20 protein-coding genes are annotated in these 20,301 nt (G+C 71.9%); 10 read left to right on the top strand and 10 right to left on the bottom strand.

The annotated features are described in order from the left end of the window. Positions 1-40: 40 nt before the first annotated feature. Complete coding sequence (gene pcrA, locus AB0G52_RS30620) at positions 41-2,527, bottom strand: DNA helicase PcrA (RefSeq protein WP_132892962.1); 2,487 nt, start codon at positions 2,525-2,527, stop codon at positions 41-43. Between the two features lie 479 nt (positions 2,528-3,006). On the opposite strand from pcrA, the gene AB0G52_RS30615 reads away from it, so the two are divergent. Both AB0G52_RS30615 and AB0G52_RS30610 read left to right on the top strand, forming a co-directional pair. Then, on the top strand, positions 3,007-4,173 hold the full coding sequence (locus AB0G52_RS30615) for a C40 family peptidase (protein ID WP_132892964.1): 1,167 nt from the start codon (positions 3,007-3,009) through the stop codon (positions 4,171-4,173). Positions 4,174-4,240: 67 nt separating this feature from the next. Continuing rightward, a complete protein-coding gene (locus tag AB0G52_RS30610) occupies positions 4,241-5,209 on the top strand; it encodes a tellurite resistance/C4-dicarboxylate transporter family protein (RefSeq protein ID WP_361340637.1) in 969 nt (322 codons plus the stop codon). Positions 5,210-5,225: 16 nt separating this feature from the next. On the opposite strand, the gene AB0G52_RS30605 is transcribed toward AB0G52_RS30610, so the two are convergent. Then, positions 5,226-5,579 carry a hypothetical protein gene (locus tag AB0G52_RS30605; protein WP_132892968.1) on the bottom strand — a complete coding sequence of 118 codons (354 nt, stop codon included), beginning with the start codon at positions 5,577-5,579 and terminating at the stop codon, positions 5,226-5,228. A gap of 424 nt (positions 5,580-6,003) precedes the next feature. On the opposite strand from AB0G52_RS30605, the gene AB0G52_RS30600 reads away from it, so the two are divergent. Continuing rightward, positions 6,004-7,074, top strand: a complete 1,071-nt coding sequence (locus AB0G52_RS30600) for an NlpC/P60 family protein (RefSeq protein ID WP_361340634.1) — start codon at positions 6,004-6,006, stop codon at positions 7,072-7,074. Positions 7,075-7,089: 15 nt separating this feature from the next. Here AB0G52_RS30600 and AB0G52_RS30595 read toward each other — a convergent pair whose 3' ends face one another. Next, a complete protein-coding gene (locus tag AB0G52_RS30595; protein WP_361340631.1) occupies positions 7,090-7,290 on the bottom strand; it encodes a DUF397 domain-containing protein in 201 nt (66 codons plus the stop codon). Beyond that, positions 7,287-7,529: a Scr1 family TA system antitoxin-like transcriptional regulator gene (locus tag AB0G52_RS30590; protein ID WP_361340628.1), complete on the bottom strand. Its 243-nt coding sequence runs from the start codon at positions 7,527-7,529 to the stop codon at positions 7,287-7,289. The genes AB0G52_RS30595 and AB0G52_RS30590 overlap by 4 nt, the downstream gene beginning before the upstream one ends. Before the next feature lie 54 nt (positions 7,530-7,583). On the opposite strand from AB0G52_RS30590, the gene AB0G52_RS30585 reads away from it, so the two are divergent. Further along, on the top strand, positions 7,584-7,898 hold the full coding sequence (locus AB0G52_RS30585) for an ATP-binding protein (protein WP_361340625.1): 315 nt from the start codon (positions 7,584-7,586) through the stop codon (positions 7,896-7,898). Between the two features lie 7 nt (positions 7,899-7,905). Here AB0G52_RS30585 and AB0G52_RS30580 read toward each other — a convergent pair whose 3' ends face one another. Next, complete coding sequence (locus AB0G52_RS30580) at positions 7,906-8,619, bottom strand: response regulator transcription factor (protein ID WP_361340622.1); 714 nt, start codon at positions 8,617-8,619, stop codon at positions 7,906-7,908. Beyond that, positions 8,616-9,908, bottom strand: a complete 1,293-nt coding sequence (locus AB0G52_RS30575; protein WP_132892977.1) for an ATP-binding protein — start codon at positions 9,906-9,908, stop codon at positions 8,616-8,618. Before AB0G52_RS30575 ends, AB0G52_RS30580 begins: the two co-directional genes overlap by 4 nt. A 231-nt stretch (positions 9,909-10,139) precedes the next feature. On the opposite strand from AB0G52_RS30575, the gene AB0G52_RS30570 reads away from it, so the two are divergent. Both AB0G52_RS30570 and AB0G52_RS30565 read left to right on the top strand, forming a co-directional pair. Continuing rightward, the gene (locus AB0G52_RS30570) at positions 10,140-11,570 is read left to right on the top strand and encodes a PspC domain-containing protein (RefSeq protein WP_361340618.1); all 1,431 of its coding nucleotides are present in this window, start codon (positions 10,140-10,142) and stop codon (positions 11,568-11,570) included. Further along, complete coding sequence (locus AB0G52_RS30565) at positions 11,557-11,781, top strand: hypothetical protein (protein ID WP_132892981.1); 225 nt, start codon at positions 11,557-11,559, stop codon at positions 11,779-11,781. Before AB0G52_RS30570 ends, AB0G52_RS30565 begins: the two co-directional genes overlap by 14 nt. A gap of 6 nt (positions 11,782-11,787) precedes the next feature. Here the strand turns inward: AB0G52_RS30565 and AB0G52_RS30560 are convergent, their stop codons facing one another. Together AB0G52_RS30560 and AB0G52_RS30555 are read right to left on the bottom strand one after the other, a co-directional pair. Beyond that, positions 11,788-12,321, bottom strand: coding sequence for a DoxX family protein (locus tag AB0G52_RS30560; RefSeq protein ID WP_132892983.1), 534 nt, complete (start codon positions 12,319-12,321; stop codon positions 11,788-11,790). A 184-nt stretch (positions 12,322-12,505) separates the two neighbouring features. Continuing rightward, positions 12,506-13,783: a hypothetical protein gene (locus AB0G52_RS30555; protein WP_132892985.1), complete on the bottom strand. Its 1,278-nt coding sequence runs from the start codon at positions 13,781-13,783 to the stop codon at positions 12,506-12,508. 188 nt (positions 13,784-13,971) lie between these two features. Here AB0G52_RS30555 and AB0G52_RS30550 point away from each other — a divergent pair, with 188 nt between their 5' ends. Next, complete coding sequence (locus tag AB0G52_RS30550; protein ID WP_361340614.1) at positions 13,972-14,859, top strand: DUF4429 domain-containing protein; 888 nt, start codon at positions 13,972-13,974, stop codon at positions 14,857-14,859. Between the two features lie 11 nt (positions 14,860-14,870). On the opposite strand, the gene AB0G52_RS30545 is transcribed toward AB0G52_RS30550, so the two are convergent. After that, the gene (locus AB0G52_RS30545) at positions 14,871-15,665 is read right to left on the bottom strand and encodes a class II aldolase/adducin family protein (protein ID WP_361340611.1); all 795 of its coding nucleotides are present in this window, start codon (positions 15,663-15,665) and stop codon (positions 14,871-14,873) included. A gap of 139 nt (positions 15,666-15,804) precedes the next feature. On the opposite strand from AB0G52_RS30545, the gene AB0G52_RS30540 reads away from it, so the two are divergent. Next, complete coding sequence (locus tag AB0G52_RS30540) at positions 15,805-16,284, top strand: pyridoxamine 5'-phosphate oxidase family protein (protein WP_361340608.1); 480 nt, start codon at positions 15,805-15,807, stop codon at positions 16,282-16,284. A gap of 27 nt (positions 16,285-16,311) precedes the next feature. Here AB0G52_RS30540 and guaA read toward each other — a convergent pair whose 3' ends face one another. Then, positions 16,312-17,892: a glutamine-hydrolyzing GMP synthase gene (guaA, locus tag AB0G52_RS30535; protein ID WP_132892992.1), complete on the bottom strand. Its 1,581-nt coding sequence runs from the start codon at positions 17,890-17,892 to the stop codon at positions 16,312-16,314. Positions 17,893-18,176: 284 nt separating this feature from the next. On the opposite strand from guaA, the gene AB0G52_RS30530 reads away from it, so the two are divergent. Together AB0G52_RS30530 and AB0G52_RS30525 are read left to right on the top strand one after the other, a co-directional pair. Next, positions 18,177-18,497, top strand: coding sequence for a chorismate mutase (locus AB0G52_RS30530; protein WP_361340604.1), 321 nt, complete (start codon positions 18,177-18,179; stop codon positions 18,495-18,497). Positions 18,498-19,229: 732 nt separating this feature from the next. Next, on the top strand, positions 19,230-20,255 hold the full coding sequence (locus tag AB0G52_RS30525) for an LAETG motif-containing sortase-dependent surface protein (protein WP_361340602.1): 1,026 nt from the start codon (positions 19,230-19,232) through the stop codon (positions 20,253-20,255). Positions 20,256-20,301: the final 46 nt, after the last annotated feature.

Raw genomic sequence — 20,301 nt, 5'->3', positions numbered from 1 at the left:
GCCGACGGCGGGGGCTCAGGCGCCTACGGCTTCTCGGCGTCTACAGCTTCTCCACCGGCGCGTACCGCAGCAGCAGGCGCTTCGGCTTGTCGTCGCCGAAGTCGATCGTCGCCTCCGCGTTCCCGCCGGTGCCCTTCACCGCGACGACCGTGCCGAGGCCGAACTGATCGTGGGTGACCCGGTCGCCGACGGCCAGCGAGACCACCGGCTTCTCCGAGGTCCGCCGGGTGGCGAAGCCCGAGGCGCCCGACGCCGAGGAGCGCGAGCGGGTCGAGGAGAGCGAGGCGGCCACGCCCGACGCCGGCCCGGAGGACACCGGCGCCATCGCCCCGGTCCGCTTCCACTCCAGATAGGCGCCCGGGATCTCCTCCAGGAAGCGGGAGGGCGGGTTGTACGACGGCTGGCCCCAGGCGCTGCGCATCGACGACCGGGTGAGGTACAGCCGCTCCCGCGCGCGCGTGATGCCGACGTACGCGAGACGCCGCTCCTCCTCCAGTTCCTTGGTCTGCCCGAGAGCCCGCATGTGCGGGAAGACGCCGTCCTCCATGCCGGTGAGGAACACCACCGGGAACTCCAGGCCCTTGGCGGTGTGCAGGGTCATCAGGGTGATGACGCCGTCGCCGTTCTCGTCGTCGTCCGGGATCTGGTCGGAGTCCGCGACCAGGGCGACCCGCTCCAGGAAGTCGGCGAGCCCGCCGGTCGCCTCGCCCGCCTCGGACTCCTGCTCGAACTCCAGAGCCACGGAGGCGAGTTCCTGGAGGTTCTCGATACGGGTCTCGTCCTGCGGGTCCGTCGAGTTCTGCAACTCGGCCAGGTACCCGGTGCGTTCGTAGATCGCCTCCAGGACCGTGGCCGGTCCGGCGCCGGACTCCACGACCGTACGGAGTTCCTCCATCAGCGTGTTGAACCGCTTGACCGCGTTCGTCGACCGCGCGGCCATGCCGTACGCCTCGTCGACGCGCCTGAGCGCCTGCGGGAAGCTGATCTTCTCGCGCTGGGCGAGGGCGTCGATCATCGCCTCCGCGCGGTCGCCGATCCCGCGCTTGGGAACGTTGAGGATCCGGCGCAGCGGGACGGAGTCCTCCGGGTTGGCCAGCACCCGCAGGTAGGCGAGGACGTCCCGGACCTCCTTGCGCTCGTAGAAGCGGACACCGCCGACGACCTTGTAGGGCAGGCCGACACGGATGAAGATCTCCTCGAAGACGCGGGACTGGGCGTTGGTGCGGTAGAACACCGCGACGTCGCCCGCCTTCGCCTCGCCCGCGTCCGTCAGCCGGTCTATCTCGTCGGCGACGAACTGGGCCTCGTCGTGCTCGGTGTCGGCGACGTAGCCGGTGATCTGCGCGCCCGCGCCCGCGTTGGTCCACAGGTTCTTCGGGCGGCGGGACTCGTTGCGCTCGATGACCGCGTTGGCGGCGGAGAGGATCGTCTGCGTGGAGCGGTAGTTCTGCTCCAGGAGGATCGTCGTCGCGTTCGGGTAGTCCTCCTCGAACTGGAGGATGTTGCGGATCGTCGCGCCCCGGAAGGCGTAGATCGACTGGTCGGCGTCACCCACCACGCACAGTTCGGCGGGCGGCAGGTCGTGCTCGGCGGGCGGTACGTCCTCGGCGTGCGCACCCGTGCCGACCAGCTCGCGCACCAGGGCGTACTGGGCGTGGTTGGTGTCCTGGTACTCGTCGACCAGGACGTGCCTGAAGCGGCGGCGGTAGTGCTCGGCGACGTCCGGGAAGGCGCGCAGCAGGTTGACCGTCGTCATGATCAGGTCGTCGAAGTCGAGGGCGTTCGCCTCGCGCAGCCGCGACTGGTACAGGGCGTAGGCCTGGGCGAGGGTCTTCTCGAAGCCGTCGCTCGCGCGGGCGGCGAAGTCCTCCTCGTCGACCAGCTCGTTCTTCAGGTTGCTGATCTGGGCGCTGAAGGACTTCGGCGGGTAGCGCTTGGGGTCGAGGTCCAGGTCGCGGCAGACCAGGGCCATCAGGCGCTTGGAGTCGGCCGCGTCGTAGATCGAGAAGGAGGAGGTGAAGCCGAGCTTCTTGCTCTCCCGGCGCAGGATCCGCACGCAGGCGCTGTGGAAGGTCATCACCCACATCGCGTTCGCGCGGGGGCCGACGAGCTGCTCGACGCGCTCCTTCATCTCGCCCGCGGCCTTGTTGGTGAAGGTGATCGCGAGGATCTGGCCAGGGTGGACGTGGCGCTCGCCGAGCAGGTGGGCGATGCGGTGGGTGAGCACGCGCGTCTTCCCGGAACCGGCGCCGGCGACGATGAGCAGGGGGGAGCCGGCGTGCACGACGGCCGCGCGCTGGTTCTCGTTCAGCCCCTCCAGGAGGGCGGCCGCGTCCAGGGCGGGGCGGGCGGCGCCGTCGCGGTAGTAGGCGTCCCGGTCCGGGGGCGTGTCGAACCGCCCGCCGAACAGGTCGTCGGGAACCGGCTCGGGTCCCGGCTCGTCCTCGGGCGGCGGCGGGGGTTCCTCCTCGTGGCCGCGCGGGGGCTGGAGGCTCGCCAGGAAGCTGTCGTCAAAGAGGCTGCTCATCGCTCTACGAGTCTAGGGCGCCCCACCGACAACCGGTCCCCGCCCCGGAAACTCGCCCCGGCCACCCGAAGGACTCGGCCCCTTACCGTCAGTGATTCCGTCAGGTCACCACATATCACCGCGAACCGCCCACAGCCGGGGGACTTAACACTCAGGTCACGAAAATGTATCGGGCATATCGCACACCAACCTTCACACGGAGCACACGAGTTGGCTACCGTGCCGGGCAGGCCGCACGACCCCCACCGGCGAACGTCGCCGGGTCGCGCGGCCTCCGCCGAGTCCGGGGTGCCGCCACGCATCCGGAGCCGGGGACCCACACCGATCCCGGGGTGAATCGGTCCCACCTCCTCTCCGGGGGAGGACCGTAGGGCAACCCTTCCGAACCACCCGCCCGAACCCTCCCCCAGAGCCTTAAGGGCCTGGGGGTGCCCCCACCGCTAACCCGGTAGGCGGACCACTGGAAGGAGTCGCCTCCGTTGGCGTCGCACCGCAGATCCCGCTCCTCCGCACCGCGCGCGGCGGGCATACGCACCCCCGCCCTGGCCACCGCCGCCCTCACCTCCGTGGCCCTGCTCTCCCAGACGGCGAACGCGGCGCCCTCCGAGGACGGCAGGCCGAGCCTGGAGGAGGTGGAGAAGAAGGTCGACGACCTCTACCGGCAGGCGGAGTCGGCGACTGAGAAGTACGACGCGGCCAAGGAGCGGACCGGCAAGCAGCGCAAGCGCGTCGACACCATGCTCGACGACGTGGCGCGGCGCACCGACCGGCTGAACCGGGCCCGTGAGGAACTGGGCTCGTTCGCCGCGGCGCAGTACCGGACCGGGACGGAGGTCCCCCGGACGGCGACCTTCCTGCTCGCGGACGACCCGCAGGACTACTTCGACCAGTCGCAGCTGATGAACCGGCTGACCTCGCGCCAGAAGGACGCGGTCGACGACTACGTCACTCAGCAGTCCGCGACCATGAGGAAGCGGCAGGAGGCCGCGAGGAGCCTGGAGACGCTCACCGAGACCCAGGACGGCCTCAGGACCGCCAAGGCCACCGTCCAGTCGAAGCTGGCCGCCGCGCGGCAGCTGCTGTCGAAGCTGACGGCCGAGGAGAAGGCACGCCTCGCGCAGCTCGAGCAGCGGAGGCAGGAGGAGGCGACGCGCAAGGCGGCGGAACTCGCGAAGCAGCAGGCGGCCGCCGCCCAGCGGGAGGCCGCGCCGTCACCGGCCGACGGCTCCTCGTCCTCTCCGTCCGCGTCCTCCCCTTCGTCCTCGCCCTCCTCCGACTCCGCCTACGCCACGAAGGCCGCCAAGGCGATCGCCTTCGCCCGTGCGCAGATAGGCAAGCCGTACGTCTGGGGCGCGACCGGCCCCGGTTCCTACGACTGCTCCGGCCTCTCCCAGGCCGCCTGGAAGGCCGCCGGCGTCTCCCTGCCGCGCACCACCTACGACCAGGTGAACGCCGGCACCACCGTCTCCCTCACCGACGCCCTCCCCGGTGACCTGGTCTTCTTCTACGGCGACATCAGCCACGTCGGTGTCTACATCGGCAACGGGATGATGATCCACGCCCCCAAGCCCGGCGCGTACGTCCGGGAGGAGTCGATCTACTACGGAGGCGAGTCGATCATCCACAGCGTGGTGCGACCGGCCTGAGGAACCCGCTCACGCGCCTGCGCGTGGCCCGCTCGCACGGCGCCCGGTGCTCCTTAGCATCGGCACCATGTCCGGCATCTCCTCCGTGCGCGCCTGGTGGGCGCGGCGTCCGCCGGCGGCCGGGGCCGCCGTGATGGCCACCGGCATCGTGTCGGTGGGGTTGCAGCAGGTGGGAGCCGGGACCCTGTCCTGGATCGCGCTGGTGGCGGCCGGTGCCGCGTGGGCGGGACTGGCCGCGGACTTCGCCGTACGGCTGCTGACCGACCGCCGACGGTGGCTGACGGAGGCGCGGAGGCCGAGCGCCCTCACGGCCGTGGCGGCGACGAGCGTCCTGGGGACGCGGTTCTCCCTGCTGGGCCGGCAGCCTCTCGCCGAGGCGCTGCTGGCCCTGGCGACGCTGCTGTGGCCGCCGCTGCTCTTCCTCGTCGTGGGGCACTGGAAGAAGCGGATGCCCGGCTCCGTGTTCCTGGGCTGCGTGGCCACCGAGGGGCTCACCGTGCTCGGCGCGACGCTGGCGGCGGCCCTGGGCGCGGCGTGGCTCGCGCACCTGGCGCTGGTGCTCTTCTGGCTGGGGCTGGCGCTGTACGGGCTCGCGGTGCCGCACTTCGCGTGGCGGCAGGTCGTCGTGGGGCCCGGCGACCAGTGGGTGGCCGGTGGCTCCTTGGCGATCTCGGCGCTGGCCGGGGCGAAGCTGCTGGCCGCCGACAGCGCCCGGCTGTACCTGTGGAACGACGACGACCAGGGCGTCCTGCGCACGGTCACCGTGGCGCTGCTGGTCCTGGCCCTGGCCTGGTACGTCGTCCTGCTGGCCGCGGAGGTGGCCCGGCCCCGGCTCCGTTACGACGAACGGCGCTGGGCGACGGTGTTCCCGATGGGGATGACGGCGGCGGCCGTGCTGTCGGTCGCGACCGGCTTCGGTGTCCCGTGGCTGGCCTGGCCGGGGCGGGTGCTGGTGTGGATCGCGGTGGCGGCCTGGCTCGCGGTGGCCGCCGGGGCGGCGGTGACGGCCCGCGCCACCCTCGGGACGGCGTCCTGAGAGGGCTCCGGAGCGGTCACGTCCACAGCACGGCGATGAAGATGTTCGCCATGGTCAGGGCGCCCACCAGCCCGAAGGCGTTCTTCGCCACCTTCTCCTCGTCGCGCTGCACGTAGACCAGCCCGAGGATCACGATCAGCAGGGCGAGCTTCACGCCGATCTTGACGGTGTTGACGTGGTGGCCGTCGGCCTCGTTGAGACCGACCAGGATCACGCCGGTCGCGAGCATGGTGAACGCGCCGTGCAGCATCCCGGGGACGAACCGGGCCGTGCCCCGGCCCATCGCCTTCATCTGGGTGAGGAAGCCGCCGAGCAGCGCGGCGATGCCGATGATGTGCAGGCCGACGAAGAGATGGGTGAGTACGTCCATGGTTCCGGAGCCTAATCAGGGCCCCGGACGGCGCTGACCCCGGCCCGGCCTGCGTGCCGTCGGCACGCCTCCCCCGGGTCTCGCATATATGCACCCCATAGCAGCCCGGGGTCCCCGCTGGCCCCGGAACCGCCGCTTCGGTCATCCCGCCCCGCGAAGCCGACGGCTCCGGATCGGAACTCTGGCCACATACCGTCGGGTAACGATCCGGTCACGCCAATTCCGTGCATCGCGTTACCGGGCCGACACATCCGGGCCTAGCGTCCTCCCCCAGGTGACCGACTCCCCACCGCCGCCCGGACCAGGGGCGGCCGTCGGGCACCACCGCCGAAAGCGTCCGGCGGCGGCCCGCTCCCCTGTGCGGCCCGCCGCCGGACGCGCACCCGCTCCCCCACGGCCGTACGAAAGGACGTGAACAGCTCAGGTGGCAGCGCACCGCAAGCCCCGGCAGAGTCCCCTCAGCGGTCACACGGCCCGCGCGGCCGTCACCCTCGCCCTTGCGGGCGCGGCCACCGCGACGGGTTTCGACGGGACCGGACACGCCGAACCGCGACTGACACCCGCGCAGGTGAAGGCCGAGGTGGACCGGCTGTACCAGGAGGCCGAGGCGGCCACCCAGAAGTACGACGGTGCGAAGGACCAGGCGGACGCGGCCCAGCGACGGCTGAAGTCGCTGCAGGACCAGACCGCCCGCCGCCAGGAGCAGCTCAACTCCGCCCGGGACGCGCTCGGTGCGACGGCGGCGGCGCAGTACCGCGACGGCGGTATCGATCCGGCCTGGCAGCTGGTGCTGTCCAGCGATCCCGAGCGGTACCTGGACGACGCCGCGTTCGCCGAACGGGCCGGTGACCGGCAGGCCGCCGCGGTGGCGCGGGTGCGCGGGCAGCTGCGCGAGATCGAGCAGCTGCGCGGTGCGGCGCGCGTCGTGCTGACGGGACTGCGGTCCCGGCAGGCCGAGCTGAAGCGGCAGAAGGCCACGGTCGACGCCGAACTCGGCGAGGCCCGGCGGCTGCTGTCCGGCCTGTCGCCCGAACAGCGGGCGGCGGTCACGGCGGACGGCACCGGGGCCGACGGCAGCGGCCGCGCCTCCCGCTCGGCCTCCGACGGGCGCGCCCCCCTGACCCAGGGCGCCGTCGCCGCCCCCGACGCCCGCGCCGCTGCCGCCGTGGCCTACGCCTACTCGAAGCTCGGCAGTCCCTACGTGTGGGGCGCGACGGGCCCCGACGCCTTCGACTGCTCGGGCCTGGCCCAGGCCGCCTACCGCTCCGCCGGGGTGTCCATCCCGCGCACCACCTATGCCCAGATCAACGCCGGCCGCCGCGTCTCACGCTCCGAACTCCAGCCGGGCGACCTGGTGTTCTTCTACTCGGGCATCAGCCACGTGGGCATCTACATCGGCAACGGCCAGATGATCCACGCCCCCAACCCGTCAGCACCGGTGCGCGTCGCCCCCGTCGACGAGATGCCGTTCGCAGGGGCGACGCGGGTGGCGTGAGAGGTCCCTCGAAGCTCAAGCGCCGGTACGGGCGTAGCCGAGGAACGCGGCCCAGGAGCCCCCGCCGACGGCGAAACAGGGGCTTCCGGAACCGAGCTTCGAGTCCCGGACGTGGACGGTGTGGGGTCGCTTACGCCAGGTGAGAGCCACTTCGAGGCAGTTGCTGCCCTCACTGTCGCTGTAGCTCGACTTGAACCATATGAGGCGGTCGCTCACTGCTTCTCCGCCACCCTTCTGATGAAATCGGCGGACTCCTCGACACTGAGAGAGTGCATGCGGATCATGTCATGCTTGCGCGTCAGCGAACTGACCTTGCTCGGGCTCGCATAAAGGACACTCGTGCCCTGCCCCTCGGCAAAGGCAAAGAGCTCGTGCTCCTCGGTCTCCAGCAGCACGATCGGGCCGTTCAGAGCAACTCCGCCGCAGCGTCCGAACGGCAGGATCTGGATCGACACGTTGCGAAGGCTGCCGACCTCCAGCAGGCGGCGTCCTGGGGCCTGCCTCAGGGGGTGACCGACACGGCGGAACTTCTCCTGAGCGAGCTGATGACGAACGCGTACCGCCACGCGAAGGTCCCGGTCGGCCGCGAGATCCGGGCCCGCTGCGTGGTCACGGACGACCGGGTCCGTGTGACGGTGACCGACGCGAGCGACACTCTCCCGGCACCGGGCACGGCACCCCTGGAAGCCGAGTCGGGCCGGGGGCTGACCCTGGTGGCGGCTCTGGCGGCTGACTGGGGTGCGCAGAGGAGGGGGTGCGGGGTCGGGAAGGAGGTGTGGTTCGAACTGTCGCTGGGCCCGGCGGATGATCGTCGGCACGCCTGACGGACGGTCACACCAGGCGGCGCGCCGTCGCCCAGCGGGTCAGCTCGTGCCGGTTCGACAGCTGCAGCTTCCGCAGCACCGCCGAGACATGGGACTCGACCGTCTTGACGGAGATGAACAGCTGCTTGGCGATCTCCTTGTAGGCGTAGCCGCGGGCGATGAGGCGCAGCACCTCGCGCTCGCGCTGGGTGAGGCGGTCGAGGTCCTCGTCCACCGGCGGGGCGTCGGTGGAGGCGAAGGCGTCCAGCACGAACCCGGCGAGCCGTGGGGAGAAGACCGCGTCGCCCTCCTGGACCCGGAAGATCGAGTCGACCAGGTCGGTGCCGGTGATCGTCTTGGTGACGTAGCCTCGGGCGCCGCCGCGGATCACGCCGATCACGTCCTCGGCCGCGTCCGACACGGACAGCGCGAGGAAGCGCACCGGCTGCTCGGCGTCCGCCATCAACGGGGCGCAGCGGCGCAGCACTTCGACCCCGCCGCCGCCCGGAAGGTGCACGTCGAGAAGGACCACCTCGGGCCGGGTGGCGGTGATCACGGAGACCGCCTGGTCGACGTCGGCGGCCTCGCCGACCACCTGGACGCCGGTCAGCTCGGTCTGGCCGATCTCGGCCTGGACACCCGTACGGAACATCCGGTGGTCGTCGACGAGGACCACCCGCACCCGGCGGCCGGCCTTCTCCGCGCCCTCCGCCGGACCCTTCGCCTCGGTCGCGTCGCTCATGACGTGTTCTCCACCCTCTCCATCTCCAGCTCGACCTCCGTGCCGCCGCCCGGTACGGACCGCAGACGTGCCGTGCCGCCGTGGCGCTCCATCCGGCCGATGATCGATTCTCTGACACCCATGCGGTCGGCGGGTATCGCGTCGGGATCGAAACCGGGTCCGCGGTCGCGGACGGACACGAACACGGTTCTTCCCTCGACTTCGGCGTAGACCTGGACGGCACCGCCCTCGCCACCGTACTTGGCCGCGTTGACCATCGCCTCGCGTGCGGCCTGCATCTGTGCGCCGGTCCGTTCGTCGAGCGGACAGTCCCCGACCACCACGACCTCGATGGGGACGCCGTGCTTGTCCTCGACCTCGGCGGCGCTGCGGCGGACCGCGTCGGCGAGGGTGGTGGGTTCGTCGGCCTCGTCCTTGCCGGTGCCCTCCGGTTTGTAGAGCCAGGTGCGCAGGTCGCGTTCCTGGGCGCGGGCGAGCCGGCGCACCTCGCCCGCGTTCTCCGCGTTGCGCTGGATCAGGGTGAGCGTGTGCAGCACGGAGTCGTGGACGTGGGCGGCGACCTCGGCCCGCTCCTGGGCGCGGATGCGCATCAGCCGCTCCTCGGAGAGGTCCTGGGTCATCCGCACCAGATACGGTCCGGCGAGCAGGGTGATGCCGACGACCACGGCGAGCGCGGCCTGGAGCACCGCGCCGATGTGCGCGGCGGAGCCCTGCATGAGGAAGACGCCCGTGACGCCCGCGGTGACGAGCAGGACTCCGAAACCCGCCCGCAGCAGGCTCAGCGTCCGCCGCCGGCTGCCGACCTCGACCCAGCGGGCCCGGCGGGCGTTGTCCGCCTGGCGCCAGACGAGGGCGACACCGGCGGCGACCAGGACCGCGGGCAGGAGGTAGGCCTTGGCGCCGTTGGTCAGGTTGACGCTGCCCACGAACACCAGGGACACGACGACCATGAGGAGCAGGGCGACGATCTGGCCCCGGTCCGGTCTGCGGGCGACGAGGCGGCGGCGGCCGTCCGCCGAGGTCTCGGTGGCCACCAGGGAGGGCGGCCTCTGACCGCCGACCCCGCCCACGCCGAGCGGCACGAAGAACCAGAACGCCGCGTACAGCAGTGCGCCGAGGCCGTTGGCCATGAACAGGCCGACGAAGACGAGCCGGACCCAGACGACGGGCAGGCCGAGATGCCCGGCGAGGCCCCGCGCCACTCCGCCGAGCCAGCGGCCGTCGCTGCTGCGGTAGAGCTTGCGCGGCGGCCGCGGGTCGTCGAGGGGCACTGCTGCGGCTTCCGGCATGCCATCGATGTTCACACGCTCGCAGGTGCGGAGCATCAGGGTCGACCCCCGAGACTCCCCTGATCTTCGGATTTCTCCCGGCTGATCTTCGGTTTCCACCGCGGCGACGCCCGCTTCCCACGGCTCCGGGACCTTTCGAACGCTTCCCGGTCCGGTCTCGGGGCGGATTTCAGGGTTGGGCCAGGGTCATCCCGACTGCCACCGGGGCGGCACGGCCGTCACCATGGACTCATGACTGATCACGAGCACGCCGCGACGGGTCCGGGACCCGGCCCCGGCCCGCGGCCCGCCCCGGGCTCCGGACCGCCGGATGCCGCGCCCGCCGCGACGGACACCGCGGCGCCGGGAGCCGACGCCGGTGCGTCGGCGCGGACCGCCGGCGAGGCGTTCCCCCGGTTCCGGCGGGACCGCGGGCACAAAATGATCGCGGGCGTGTGCGCGGGGCTCGGGCGCCACACCGACCTGGACCCGGTGATCTTCCGCATCACCCTGGCGGTGCTGGCGGCGACCGGCGGCATCGGCCTCCTCTTCTACGGCTTCGCCTGGCTCTTCGTGCCGTACGAGGACGACGAGGAGAACGAGGTCCGCAAGCTGCTGACCGGCCGGGTCGACGGGCAGGCCCTGGCGGCCGTGCTGTTCGCCCTGGTCGGCTGCGGAGTGCTGCTCACGATGATCAGGAACGGCGGGGTGCTGGCCTTCGCGGTCGTCCTGTCCGTGCTCCTCGCGGGCGCCGGGTACTGGTCACGGCGCCGGGGCGCCCCCGACCCCGATCCGCTGGCCGCCCAGGCGGTCGCCGACGCCCCGCCCGAGGCCCAGGCACCGCCGATCCCGGTCTCCTTTCCCTCGTGGTGGCGCGACCCGATCGTCAAGGACGGCACCCATGTCGGGGGGACCGGTTACCTGTGGGGGCCGGCCGACGTCCGCGGCCCCGACGCCCCGGGGTTCGACTTCCGGCTGGGCACCCCCTGGGTCCACGGCCAGGACGTCTCCGCGCGGCGCGGCTCACCCCCCGGTCCGCGCGGGCCCCACGGACCGCACTGGATCGGCGGCTGGATCTTCCTGCTCGCGCTGCTGGTGGGCGTCCTGGGCACGAGCCTGACGTGGGGCACGCACCCGCTGGGCACCAGCCTCCAGACGGGTCTGGCCGGTGCGCTGATCGTCTTCGGGCTGGGCACGGCCCTCAGCTCCTTCCTGGGACGCACGGGAGCGGGCTCGCTGTTCCTGGCGCTCCTCACGGCGGTGCTGCTCGCGGGGGCGACTGCCCTGCCGTCCGACATCAGCACGCACTGGAAACGCGTCGCCTGGACGCCGGCCACGGCGGCGCAGGTGGCCCCGGCGTACGAACTGGGGACCGGCGTCGGCACCCTGGACCTGCGGCACATACGCGTGGCCGAGGGGCGGACGGTGTCGACGTCGGCCGAGGTGGGCGCGGGCCGGCTGAGGATCGTCGTGCCGGCGGACGTGACGGTGCGGATGAGCATCGACGTGGGGGTGGGCGACATCCAGTTGCCCGGTGACGACAAGAAGGACGTGGACGTGGAGCCGGGCAGGCACAAGGACGTGACTCTGGCGCCGGTGGGCGGCGCGAAGCAGGCGGGCACCCTGGACCTGGACCTCCAGGTCGGCGCCGGACAGGTGGAGGTGACCCGTGCTGCGGCATGAGTTCCAGCCGGGGCGGCTGATCGTCGGTGTCTTCCTGACGGCCGCGGGGATCGCCTACGCCGGTGACGCGGGGGGCCTGTGGAAGACCGAGTGGTTCGCGGTCATCCCCGTGATGGTCACCGGCCTCTTCCTGGCGGCGGTGACGGCGTCCCTGACCCGGGCGATACGCAGACGCCGCCGCCCGGCCGGGCGACCGGACGGGACGTCCTAGGCCGGCTCAGTGGCCCAGTCCCCCGGATCGCTGTCGTCGCCGGGCTCGGAGCATCGCGTCCAGGGAGAGGTAGGGGGCGCCGGCGAGGACCAGGGGAAGCCAGGCCATCAGGTAGGCGAGGTCGTTTCCGTAGTAGTACGGGGAGTTGGCCCAGCTGACGGTCAGCCAGAGGCTGAGCGAGATCAGCGCGCCGCCGAGGGCGGCGAGGCGGGCCAGCAGGCCGAAGAGGGTGCCGAGGCCGACGGCCACCTCGCCGATGGCGATGGCGGTGCCGAAGCCGACCGGGTTCTTCAGGGCCAGGTCGACCAGGGCCGGGATGGCCGCGGTGTCACGGACGGCGCGCATGGTGTCGCCGATGGAGCCGGAGCCGCCGGACTTCAGGAAGGCGCTGTCGGTCAGTTTGTCCAGTCCGGCGTAGATGAAGGTGACGCCGAGGAAGATCCGCAGGGGAAGGAGGGCATAGCGGGTGGCGATGTCCCGCAGGCCTCGGTCACCGTCGAGATAGGAGGAGTGCGTGTCCGTACGAATGCTGTGAGTCATCGCCAGTAGCCGCCTCTCGCCGCTGTGCCCGGGCCCTCGACAGACCATACGTACGACATCAGCGCCCGGCTCAATCCTTTCCCGGACGTTTTTCCGATTTTCGGCTGGTCTCCGTCACCCAGGACAGGGGGGAAAGGTGGGCACGACGGGTCAGAGGTGAGGGTGCCCGCCGATCCGCTCGTTCTCAGTCTGCCACCTCGACCACGCACCGGTTCGTGGCCACTCCGGCCGCCGTGACCACCTGGACCTCCACCGCTCCCGGCTCCACCTCGGCGGGTACGGGGACAGTGAGGACGTCGTCCGTGGGGTTGCTGAAGCCTCCGGTGACGGGGACCAGCGGGACGTGGACGTTGACGGCGCCGATGCGGACGACCATGCGGGAGAGGCGGTCGGCCGTCTGGGCACCGGGCGGCACGAAGCCGGTGCCGCGGATCTCGATGTCGTCTCCGGTGCGGATCGGGGCGTCCAGGTCACCGGCCTCGCGGGAGCGGACGACGGAGAGGATGACCGGGCGGCCGCCCTCGGCGTACTTGCCGGCCAGGTAGGTCGCGGCGGAGATCAGGACCACGGCCGCGAGGCCCCAGGGCAGGTCGGGGAGCTGGTCGGGGCGGCGGGCGAGACGTACGGCGGCGAAGACCAGGGCGACGGCGCTGATCACGACGTACTGGATGTCGGCGAAGGCGCCCCGGCCCGCGTCGTCGGTGAGCAGGTCGGCGGCGCGGGGGCGGTGGGCGCGGACCTTCTGCAGGCGCTGGCCGAGGATCCGCAGCCCGACCACCCGGCGCACCAGGACGGCGATGCCGCTGACCGCGGCGAGGACGGTCACCACGCCGGCGCCACGGGCCAGGTCGAGGCCGGAGACGAGGGCGTCGCGTTCGGCGGGAGAGGAGGCGGCGGCCAGGCGGGCGGCCAGGACGAGGACGGCGTAGGCGACGAGGAGAACCCAGGAGGCGGCGACGGTGCGGGAGGTGGACATGCGGTTGTCCTCGCCGATGACGGGCGCGAGCACCCCGCCGCGCGCCCGGTGGAACCAGGAGGCGGCGGTGACGGCGAGGGCCACGGTCACGGCGGCGAGCAGTCCTGCGGTCCGGGCACTTGTCCAGCCCGCGCCGATCGCGGTGAGGGCCTGGACGAGGAGCAGTGCCAGGACGGCGCCCCACACGGCGGCCACGGTGCGCAGCCAGAGGCGGGCGAGCCAGGCCTCGCCCTCGGCCCGGCCGCGGTCGGCGACGGCCTCGGCGGACTGGGTCAGTTCCTCCGAGACCCATTGCCGGGAGGCGGAGACCGAGTGGGCCACCGCCGCGGGCAGCCCCTGGCCGGCCGCGAACTCGTCACGTTTGAGGAGGAATGCGGCGACCGCCCGCCGGTGCCCCTCGCGGGCCCCGTGCGGGCAGTCCCCGCACGTGCAGCCGCCCGTGTGGGCACCCGGACCGGTGCCCTGCCTCGCCTCCTGCACCGCCACGCCCGACGCCCGCCTTCCCCACGCCCGGGGCACGGCGCGCACGGCCCTCCCCGGGGCCGGGCGACGCCGTGCAACTCCCTTGTGTCGAGAGCGAATTGTGCCCTACGCCGGGGCGTTTTCGGTCAGTGGGCTGGTCACGACGAGTGAAGGTACGGAAGACAGGTTGACCCGGCTGCCAGAATTCCCCCATGGCCGAGATCATCCAGCGGGACGGGACCTGGGCCTTCGACGGCAGCACGATCCGGATCACGCCGGGACGCCACCGCTCCGTACCGCTGTTCCGGCAGACCTACGGAGAGATCGCCGTACCCCTGGAGGCGGTGTCCGCAGTGGCGTACGAGCCCGAGCGCAGGCGGGGGCGGCTGAGGATGCGGCTGCGCGAGGGCGCGGACCCGTTGCTGCAGGCGACCGGTGGGCGGCTGCCGGAGGCCGCGGATCCGTACCGGCTGACGGTGGACGGGGACCGGTCCGGGGTGGCCGAGTACGTGGTGGCGGAGATCCGGCAGTCGCTGCTGCTGGACCAGGTCCCCACGGAGCCGACGAAGGGGTACCTGCTGCCGGGGCCGCCGGTGCCGGTGTCGGTGCGGTCCTCGGACGGGACGGTGTCCTTCGACGGTACGCAGGTCCGGATCGACTGGGCGGACACCTCGGACCGGGTGAAGCGGGCGACCGGGCCGCGGATCATCGGCGTCGGCGACCTGGTACGGGTGGAGTGGCTGCCCAACACCGGTTACGAGGACGGCCGGCTGCGGTTCGTGACCCGGGAGACGGTGTTCTCGAAGCTGCCGGCCGAGCGCGACCCGTACGCGCTCGACCTGTGGGGCAGTGTCCGGCGCGATCTGCTGACGGCGCTGGTCGCGGCGGCGGTCACGGCCCGGCTGCCGCATCCGTCGACCCGGCCGGGCGCGCCGTGCGCCGACCGGGACCGGCCGCCGGTGGCCGCGCCGCGCAGGCCGACAGACCACCACGACCTGCTGCTGCGCCGGCTGCGGGAGCTGGGCGAGCTGCACCGGGACGGGGTGCTCACGGACGAGGAGTTCGTGCGGACGAAGGCGGCGGTGCTGAGGGGTTTCTGAGCGGGGGGTGGTCAGCTGAGCAGGTCCGGTTCACTGCGGCTGATGTCCTGCCACAGGGGCTGGTAGTTGATCCAGGCCACCAGGTCGCCGCCGAGCTGTTCGCGGGTGGCGACGGCGAGCTTGTGGTCGATGAGCAGCGGACGGCCGGCCGCCTTCGCGGCCAGCTGGACCTGCGCCGAGCGTTCCATGGACAGGAACCACCAGGCGGCCGCGTCCACCGAGTCGCCGACGGTCAGCAGGCCGTGGTTGCGCAGCACCAGCGCCTTGTGGGAGCCGAGGGCGGCGGCGATCCGGCGGCCCTCCTCGGCGTCGACGGCGACCCCGGTGTAGGCGTCGTAGAGGGCGTGGTCCTCGTAGAAGGCGCAGCTCTCCTGGCTGATGGGGTCGAGCAGGTCGCCGAGGGCGGACAGGGCGCGGCCGTGCACCGAGTGGCAGTGGGCGACGGCGACGACGTCCGGGCGGGCCGCGTGCACCTGGGCGTGGACGGTGAAGGCGGCCTGGTTGACGTGGTAGCGGCCCTCGATGACCTGGCCGTCCTGGTTGGCCAGGACCAGGTCGCTGACGGTGACGTGCCGGAACGGCATGCCGAAGGGGTTGACCCAGAAGCAGTTCGAGTACTCGGGATCGCGGGCGGTGATGTGTCCGGACACCCCGTCCTCGAACCCGGCCCGGCCGAAGATCCGCAGCGCGCCCGCGAGCCGCTCCTTGCGGTGCCGGCGCTCGTCGTCGAGCGAGTCGTGCATCGGCGGCATCGCGAACCGGAGCTGATCGGTGGGCAGCGGCAGGGGCGGGGTCGGCCCGTGCATAGGTCCTCCAGCACTGGGGGTGCGTTACGGGCGGAAGTTACCGCCGGTCAGTGCAGGAAAACAGAGCTGTTCCGTAAAGATGACGCACGCGAGCAATTCACGACAGAAGATGTCGGGTATCGCCACGAGACTGGCACTCATGACGCGTACGAACTGGGCTGCCTTCGCCGCCGCCGCGCCCGAGCTGGCGCACATCGCACAGGAGCGCTTCGCCCCCTACCGCCACCATGTCCTCGCCACGCTCCGCAAGGACGGCTCCCCCCGCACCTCGGGTCTGGAGGTGCAGTTCCTGGACGGGGAGCTCCGGTTCGGCATGATGCCGGGCTCGGTGAAGGCGCTGGACCTGTTGCGGGACCCGAGGTTCGCGCTCCAGGCCAACCCCGGGGAGGGCACCGCGATGGGCGGCACCGGGGACGTGCGGATCAGCGGCCGGGCGTACGAGGTGACGGACCCGGCGGTGAAGGAGCCGTACGCGGAAGAGGTGAAACCGCCCGAGGGGCCGTTCCACCTCTTCCGTACCGAGCTGACGGAGGTCGTCCGGACCTACGTCGAGGACCCGTACCTGGTCGTCGAGACCTGGCGGCCGGGCGGGCCGGTGCGCACGGTCAAGCGCACCTGAGCCCCGGGAAACCCCGCAAGGCGGGGCCTACTCCCACTCGATGGTGCCCGGCGGCTTCGAGGTGACGTCGAGGACGACGCGGTTGACGTCACGGACCTCGTTGGTGATCCGGGTGGAGATCTTCGCGAGGACGTCGTACGGCAGGCGCGACCAGTCGGCCGTCATGGCGTCCTCGGAGGAGACCGGGCGCAGCACGATCGGGTGGCCGTAGGTGCGGCCGTCGCCCTGGACGCCGACGCTGCGGACGTCCGCGAGCAGGACCACCGGGCACTGCCAGATGGAGCGGTCGAGGCCGGCGGCGGTGAGCTCCTCGCGGGCGATCGCGTCGGCGTCGCGCAGCAGGTCCAGGCGCTCCTTCGTGACCTCGCCGACGATCCGGATGCCGAGGCCGGGGCCGGGGAACGGCTGGCGCTGGACGATCTCCTCCGGCAGGCCCAGCTCCTGGCCGACCATCCGGACCTCGTCCTTGAAGAGCTTGCGCAGCGGCTCGATCAGCTTGAACTCGAGGTCTTCCGGCAGGCCGCCGACGTTGTGGTGCGACTTGATGTTCGCGGTGCCGGTGCCGCCGCCGGACTCCACGACGTCCGGGTAGAGGGTGCCCTGGACCAGGAACTCCACGGCCGGGCCCGCGTCCGCGATGATCTCGGCCTGGGCCTGCTCGAAGACCCGGATGAACTCGCGGCCGATGATCTTCCGCTTCTGCTCCGGGTCGGAGACCCCGGCCAGCGCCTCCAGGAAGCGCGCCTCGGCGTCGACCACGACCAGCTTGACGCCGGTCGCGGCCACGAAGTCCTTCTCGACCTGCTCGGTCTCGCCCTTGCGCATCAGACCGTGGTCGACGTACACGCAGGTCAGCTGGTCGCCGATGGCGCGGGCGACGAGGGCGGCGGCCACGGCGGAGTCGACGCCGCCGGACAGCCCGCAGATCGCGCGCTTGTCGCCGACCTGCTCGCGGATCGCCGCGACCTGCTCCTCGATGACGTTCCCCGTGGTCCACGAGGGGGTGAGCCCCGCGCCGCGGTACAGGAAGTGCTCCAGGACCTGCTGGCCGTGCGTGGAGTGCATGACCTCGGGGTGGTACTGGACGCCGTAGAGCTTCTTCTCGTCGTTCTCGAAGGCGGCGACCGGGACCACGTCCGTGGACGCGGTGACGGCGAAGCCCTCGGGCGCGGCGGAGCAGGCGTCGCCGTGCGACATCCACACGTGCTGCTCGGCGGGGGTGCCCTCGAACAGGGTGGAGGCCGACTTGGAGACGTGCAGGTCGGTACGGCCGTACTCGCGGGCGCCGGTGTTGTCGACGGTGCCGCCGAGGACCTGGGCCATCAGCTGGAAGCCGTAGCACATGCCGAAGACGGGGACGCCGGCCTCGAAGAGCTCGCGGTCCAGGCGGGGGGCGCCCTCCTCGTACACGGACGAGGGGCCGCCGGAGAGGATGATCGCCGCCGGGTTCTTGGCGAGCATCTCGGCGACCGGCATGGTGCTCGGCACGATCTCGCTGTAGACCCGGGCCTCGCGGACGCGACGGGCGATGAGCTGGGCGTACTGCGCGCCGAAGTCGACGACCAGGACGGTGTCGGGAGCGGCGGCAGCGGGAGTCGCTGATGACACGGGGTGCCTTCCGGCGGTCTGGGCGGGGGTCTGTGCCATCGATTCTAACGGGGCACGGTGGGACGGCTCCCGGATCGGGGTTCTGTGGCATACTCGCCCCCATGCTCACCCAGACGACCTTCCTGTTTACCTATGGCGACCGGCCCACCGGCTGCCATGGTCGTGCTGCTTGAGCAACTGACAAGCGACTTCCCCAGGCGCCCCGGGCCGACAAGGTCCGGGGCGCCTGGTGTTTCTCCGGATCGTGCCGGTCCGGGGCCGTCCCGCAGACGAGGAGCCCCGACATGACCGCCACCGCCACGACCGCCACCACCGCCACCGCCAAGACCGCTCTCGATGTGACCGGAGCCCGTACCCCGGAGGCCGCCGGTGTGATCAGCGGCGCGCGCGAGCGCATCGACGCGCTCGACGACCGCATCATCGGCCTGATCCAGGAACGGATGGCCGTCTCCGCCGTCGTCCAGGAGGCCCGGATCGCCTCCGGCGGCCGGCGCGTGAACCTCTCCCGGGAGATGGAGATCCTCAGTCACTGGAGCGACGCTCTCGGCAAGCCCGGCACGACCCTCGCGATGACGCTGCTGGAGCTGTGCCGTGGCCGCGTCTGAACCGGCCGGAACTGAGTTCGGTACGGCTCTCACCCGTACGGCGCGTGACCGGCACCCCGGCCGCCTCGTTGGTGGGGTGTCCGTGCCAGCCAGGGGCGGGCCCGAAAGAACCACGCGTGGCTCGCTGGGGCGATGAGACGTACGGAACGTGCCGTGCGTCGTGGGACCTCGCTCCAGTCAAGTGACCGGACGGCAGGGGACAGCAGCCCGGTCACCCAAAGACGGCCGGCTCCGGGGACGCCCGGGGCCGACCGGCGGAAAATTGCAAAAATGCACAAGGGCTGGGTCAAACGGTTGCGGAGGCCGCGGACATCCAGCACGATGCAGAGAAGGCCACCGAGGCCTTCGTGGTTCCCAAGTCCCAGTCCAGGCAACGGTATTGCCGTGTGCCGGCCGTCCGCCGAAGGTCGGGACCTGCCGTACGTCCCGAGTGCGCCGGGGCGCCGACCCGAGTACGGACGGTGGTACAGGACACAGAGACCAGCGGCGCAACCCCCCGGCGCCGCTTCCAGGCACCGGCGCTGCCCTGACGTCGGTGCTGACCGCAGAAGGGCCCCGCGGCTCCGTCCCGCGGGGCCCTTCGCCTGTGCGCGGAGACCCGCACCGGCCTTGTGACGGCCGTCACATAAAAATTCTGTGAATGTGGAGGCAACCATTCACAGGATTCACCGGTCACATCACCGGAACCAGCGGTTACATCCGCCCGCCGCACCTGAGTCAACGGGGTCCTTCATGAAGCTTCGTCGCGCCATGGCCGCGGCAGCCGCCACGGCTGCCCTCGCACCGCTCGCCCTGCTGTCCGCACCGGCCGCGTTCGCGGAGGACACCGCATCGCCGACGGCGTCGGAGAGCGCGCCCAGCGAGATACCCGGCGACCCCGCGTCGCCCACCCCGTCCGACTCCGCCGCCCCGAGCGACAGCGCGTCGCCGTCCGAGTCCGCGTCGCCCTCCGCCCAGCCCAGCGGCAGTGCGAGCCCCAGCGCATCCGCCTCCGCGTCCGCCTCGACGCAGCCCTCCGAGTCGGCCGAGCCCAGCGAGGACCCGTCCGACCCGGACGTGCCCTACTGCGAGGACCTCGACGAGAACTTCGGCAACGCCAAGGTGTCCGCCGACATCAAGGGCCTGCCCGGCAAGATCGTCGCGGGCGACGGCTACCACGCCTTCAAGCTGACCGTGACGAACGAGTCGAAGGCCGACGTCGACGGCGTCGCCTTCTACGCCGAGATCGAGAACTACGAGCTGGACGAGTCGAAGTACCTCAGCCCGTACGTCGAGCTGGAGTTCAAGAACCCCGACAGCGGCACCTGGGACCGGATCGGCAGCGACGACTGGGCCGGCGACTACTTCTTCTACGTGGAGAAGCTGAAGTCGGGCGCGAGCAAGTCGGTCGACCTGCGCGTCGCCATCGACGCCAAGGCGCCCGCCGGTGACGCCTACTCCTTCGGCTCCGGTGCCTACCTCGACAAGGTCGACGGCCAGGACTGCATCGCCGAGGGCTGGGCGCAGTACGACTTCACGGTCCTCAAGGCCGGCTCGTCCAACCCCGACCCGGGTACCGCCAAGCCGGGCGACGACGGCGGCAAGGACTCCGTGAAGAAGCCGCAGGGCAACGTCGCCGACCTGCCGACCGGCAACCTCGCGGAGACCGGCTCCAGCTCGGCGCTCCCGGTCATCGGCCTGGTCGGCGGGGCCGCCGTGGTGGCCGGCGCGGCCGCGGTGTTCGTGGTGCGGCGCCGCAAGGCGGGCGCCGACGCATAGGCAAGGTCGCGCCGACCGCCGCGGCGCGGCGGTCGCGCACCGATGA

Origin of the sequence: Streptomyces sp. NPDC021562 (assembly GCF_040640875.1) — a bacterium.
Lineage (GTDB): Bacteria > Actinomycetota > Actinomycetes > Streptomycetales > Streptomycetaceae > Streptomyces.
Note: the sequence above shows the minus strand (reverse complement) of the source record. Positions and strands in the feature narration are given on the sequence as shown.

Coding starts and splice junctions, on each gene's coding strand:
- pcrA (WP_132892962.1), bottom strand. CDS start 2,527: ATGAGCAGCCTCTTTGACGACAGCTTCCTGGCGAGCCTCCAGCCCCCG.
- AB0G52_RS30610 (WP_361340637.1), top strand. CDS start 4,241: ATGTCCGGCATCTCCTCCGTGCGCGCCTGGTGGGCGCGGCGTCCGCCG.
- AB0G52_RS30605 (WP_132892968.1), bottom strand. CDS start 5,579: ATGGACGTACTCACCCATCTCTTCGTCGGCCTGCACATCATCGGCATC.
- AB0G52_RS30580 (WP_361340622.1), bottom strand. CDS start 8,619: ATGAGCGACGCGACCGAGGCGAAGGGTCCGGCGGAGGGCGCGGAGAAG.
- AB0G52_RS30575 (WP_132892977.1), bottom strand. CDS start 9,908: ATGCCGGAAGCCGCAGCAGTGCCCCTCGACGACCCGCGGCCGCCGCGC.
- AB0G52_RS30570 (WP_361340618.1), top strand. CDS start 10,140: ATGACTGATCACGAGCACGCCGCGACGGGTCCGGGACCCGGCCCCGGC.
- AB0G52_RS30560 (WP_132892983.1), bottom strand. CDS start 12,321: ATGACTCACAGCATTCGTACGGACACGCACTCCTCCTATCTCGACGGT.
- AB0G52_RS30550 (WP_361340614.1), top strand. CDS start 13,972: ATGGCCGAGATCATCCAGCGGGACGGGACCTGGGCCTTCGACGGCAGC.
- AB0G52_RS30545 (WP_361340611.1), bottom strand. CDS start 15,665: ATGCACGGGCCGACCCCGCCCCTGCCGCTGCCCACCGATCAGCTCCGG.
- AB0G52_RS30540 (WP_361340608.1), top strand. CDS start 15,805: ATGACGCGTACGAACTGGGCTGCCTTCGCCGCCGCCGCGCCCGAGCTG.
- AB0G52_RS30530 (WP_361340604.1), top strand. CDS start 18,177: ATGACCGCCACCGCCACGACCGCCACCACCGCCACCGCCAAGACCGCT.
- AB0G52_RS30525 (WP_361340602.1), top strand. CDS start 19,230: ATGAAGCTTCGTCGCGCCATGGCCGCGGCAGCCGCCACGGCTGCCCTC.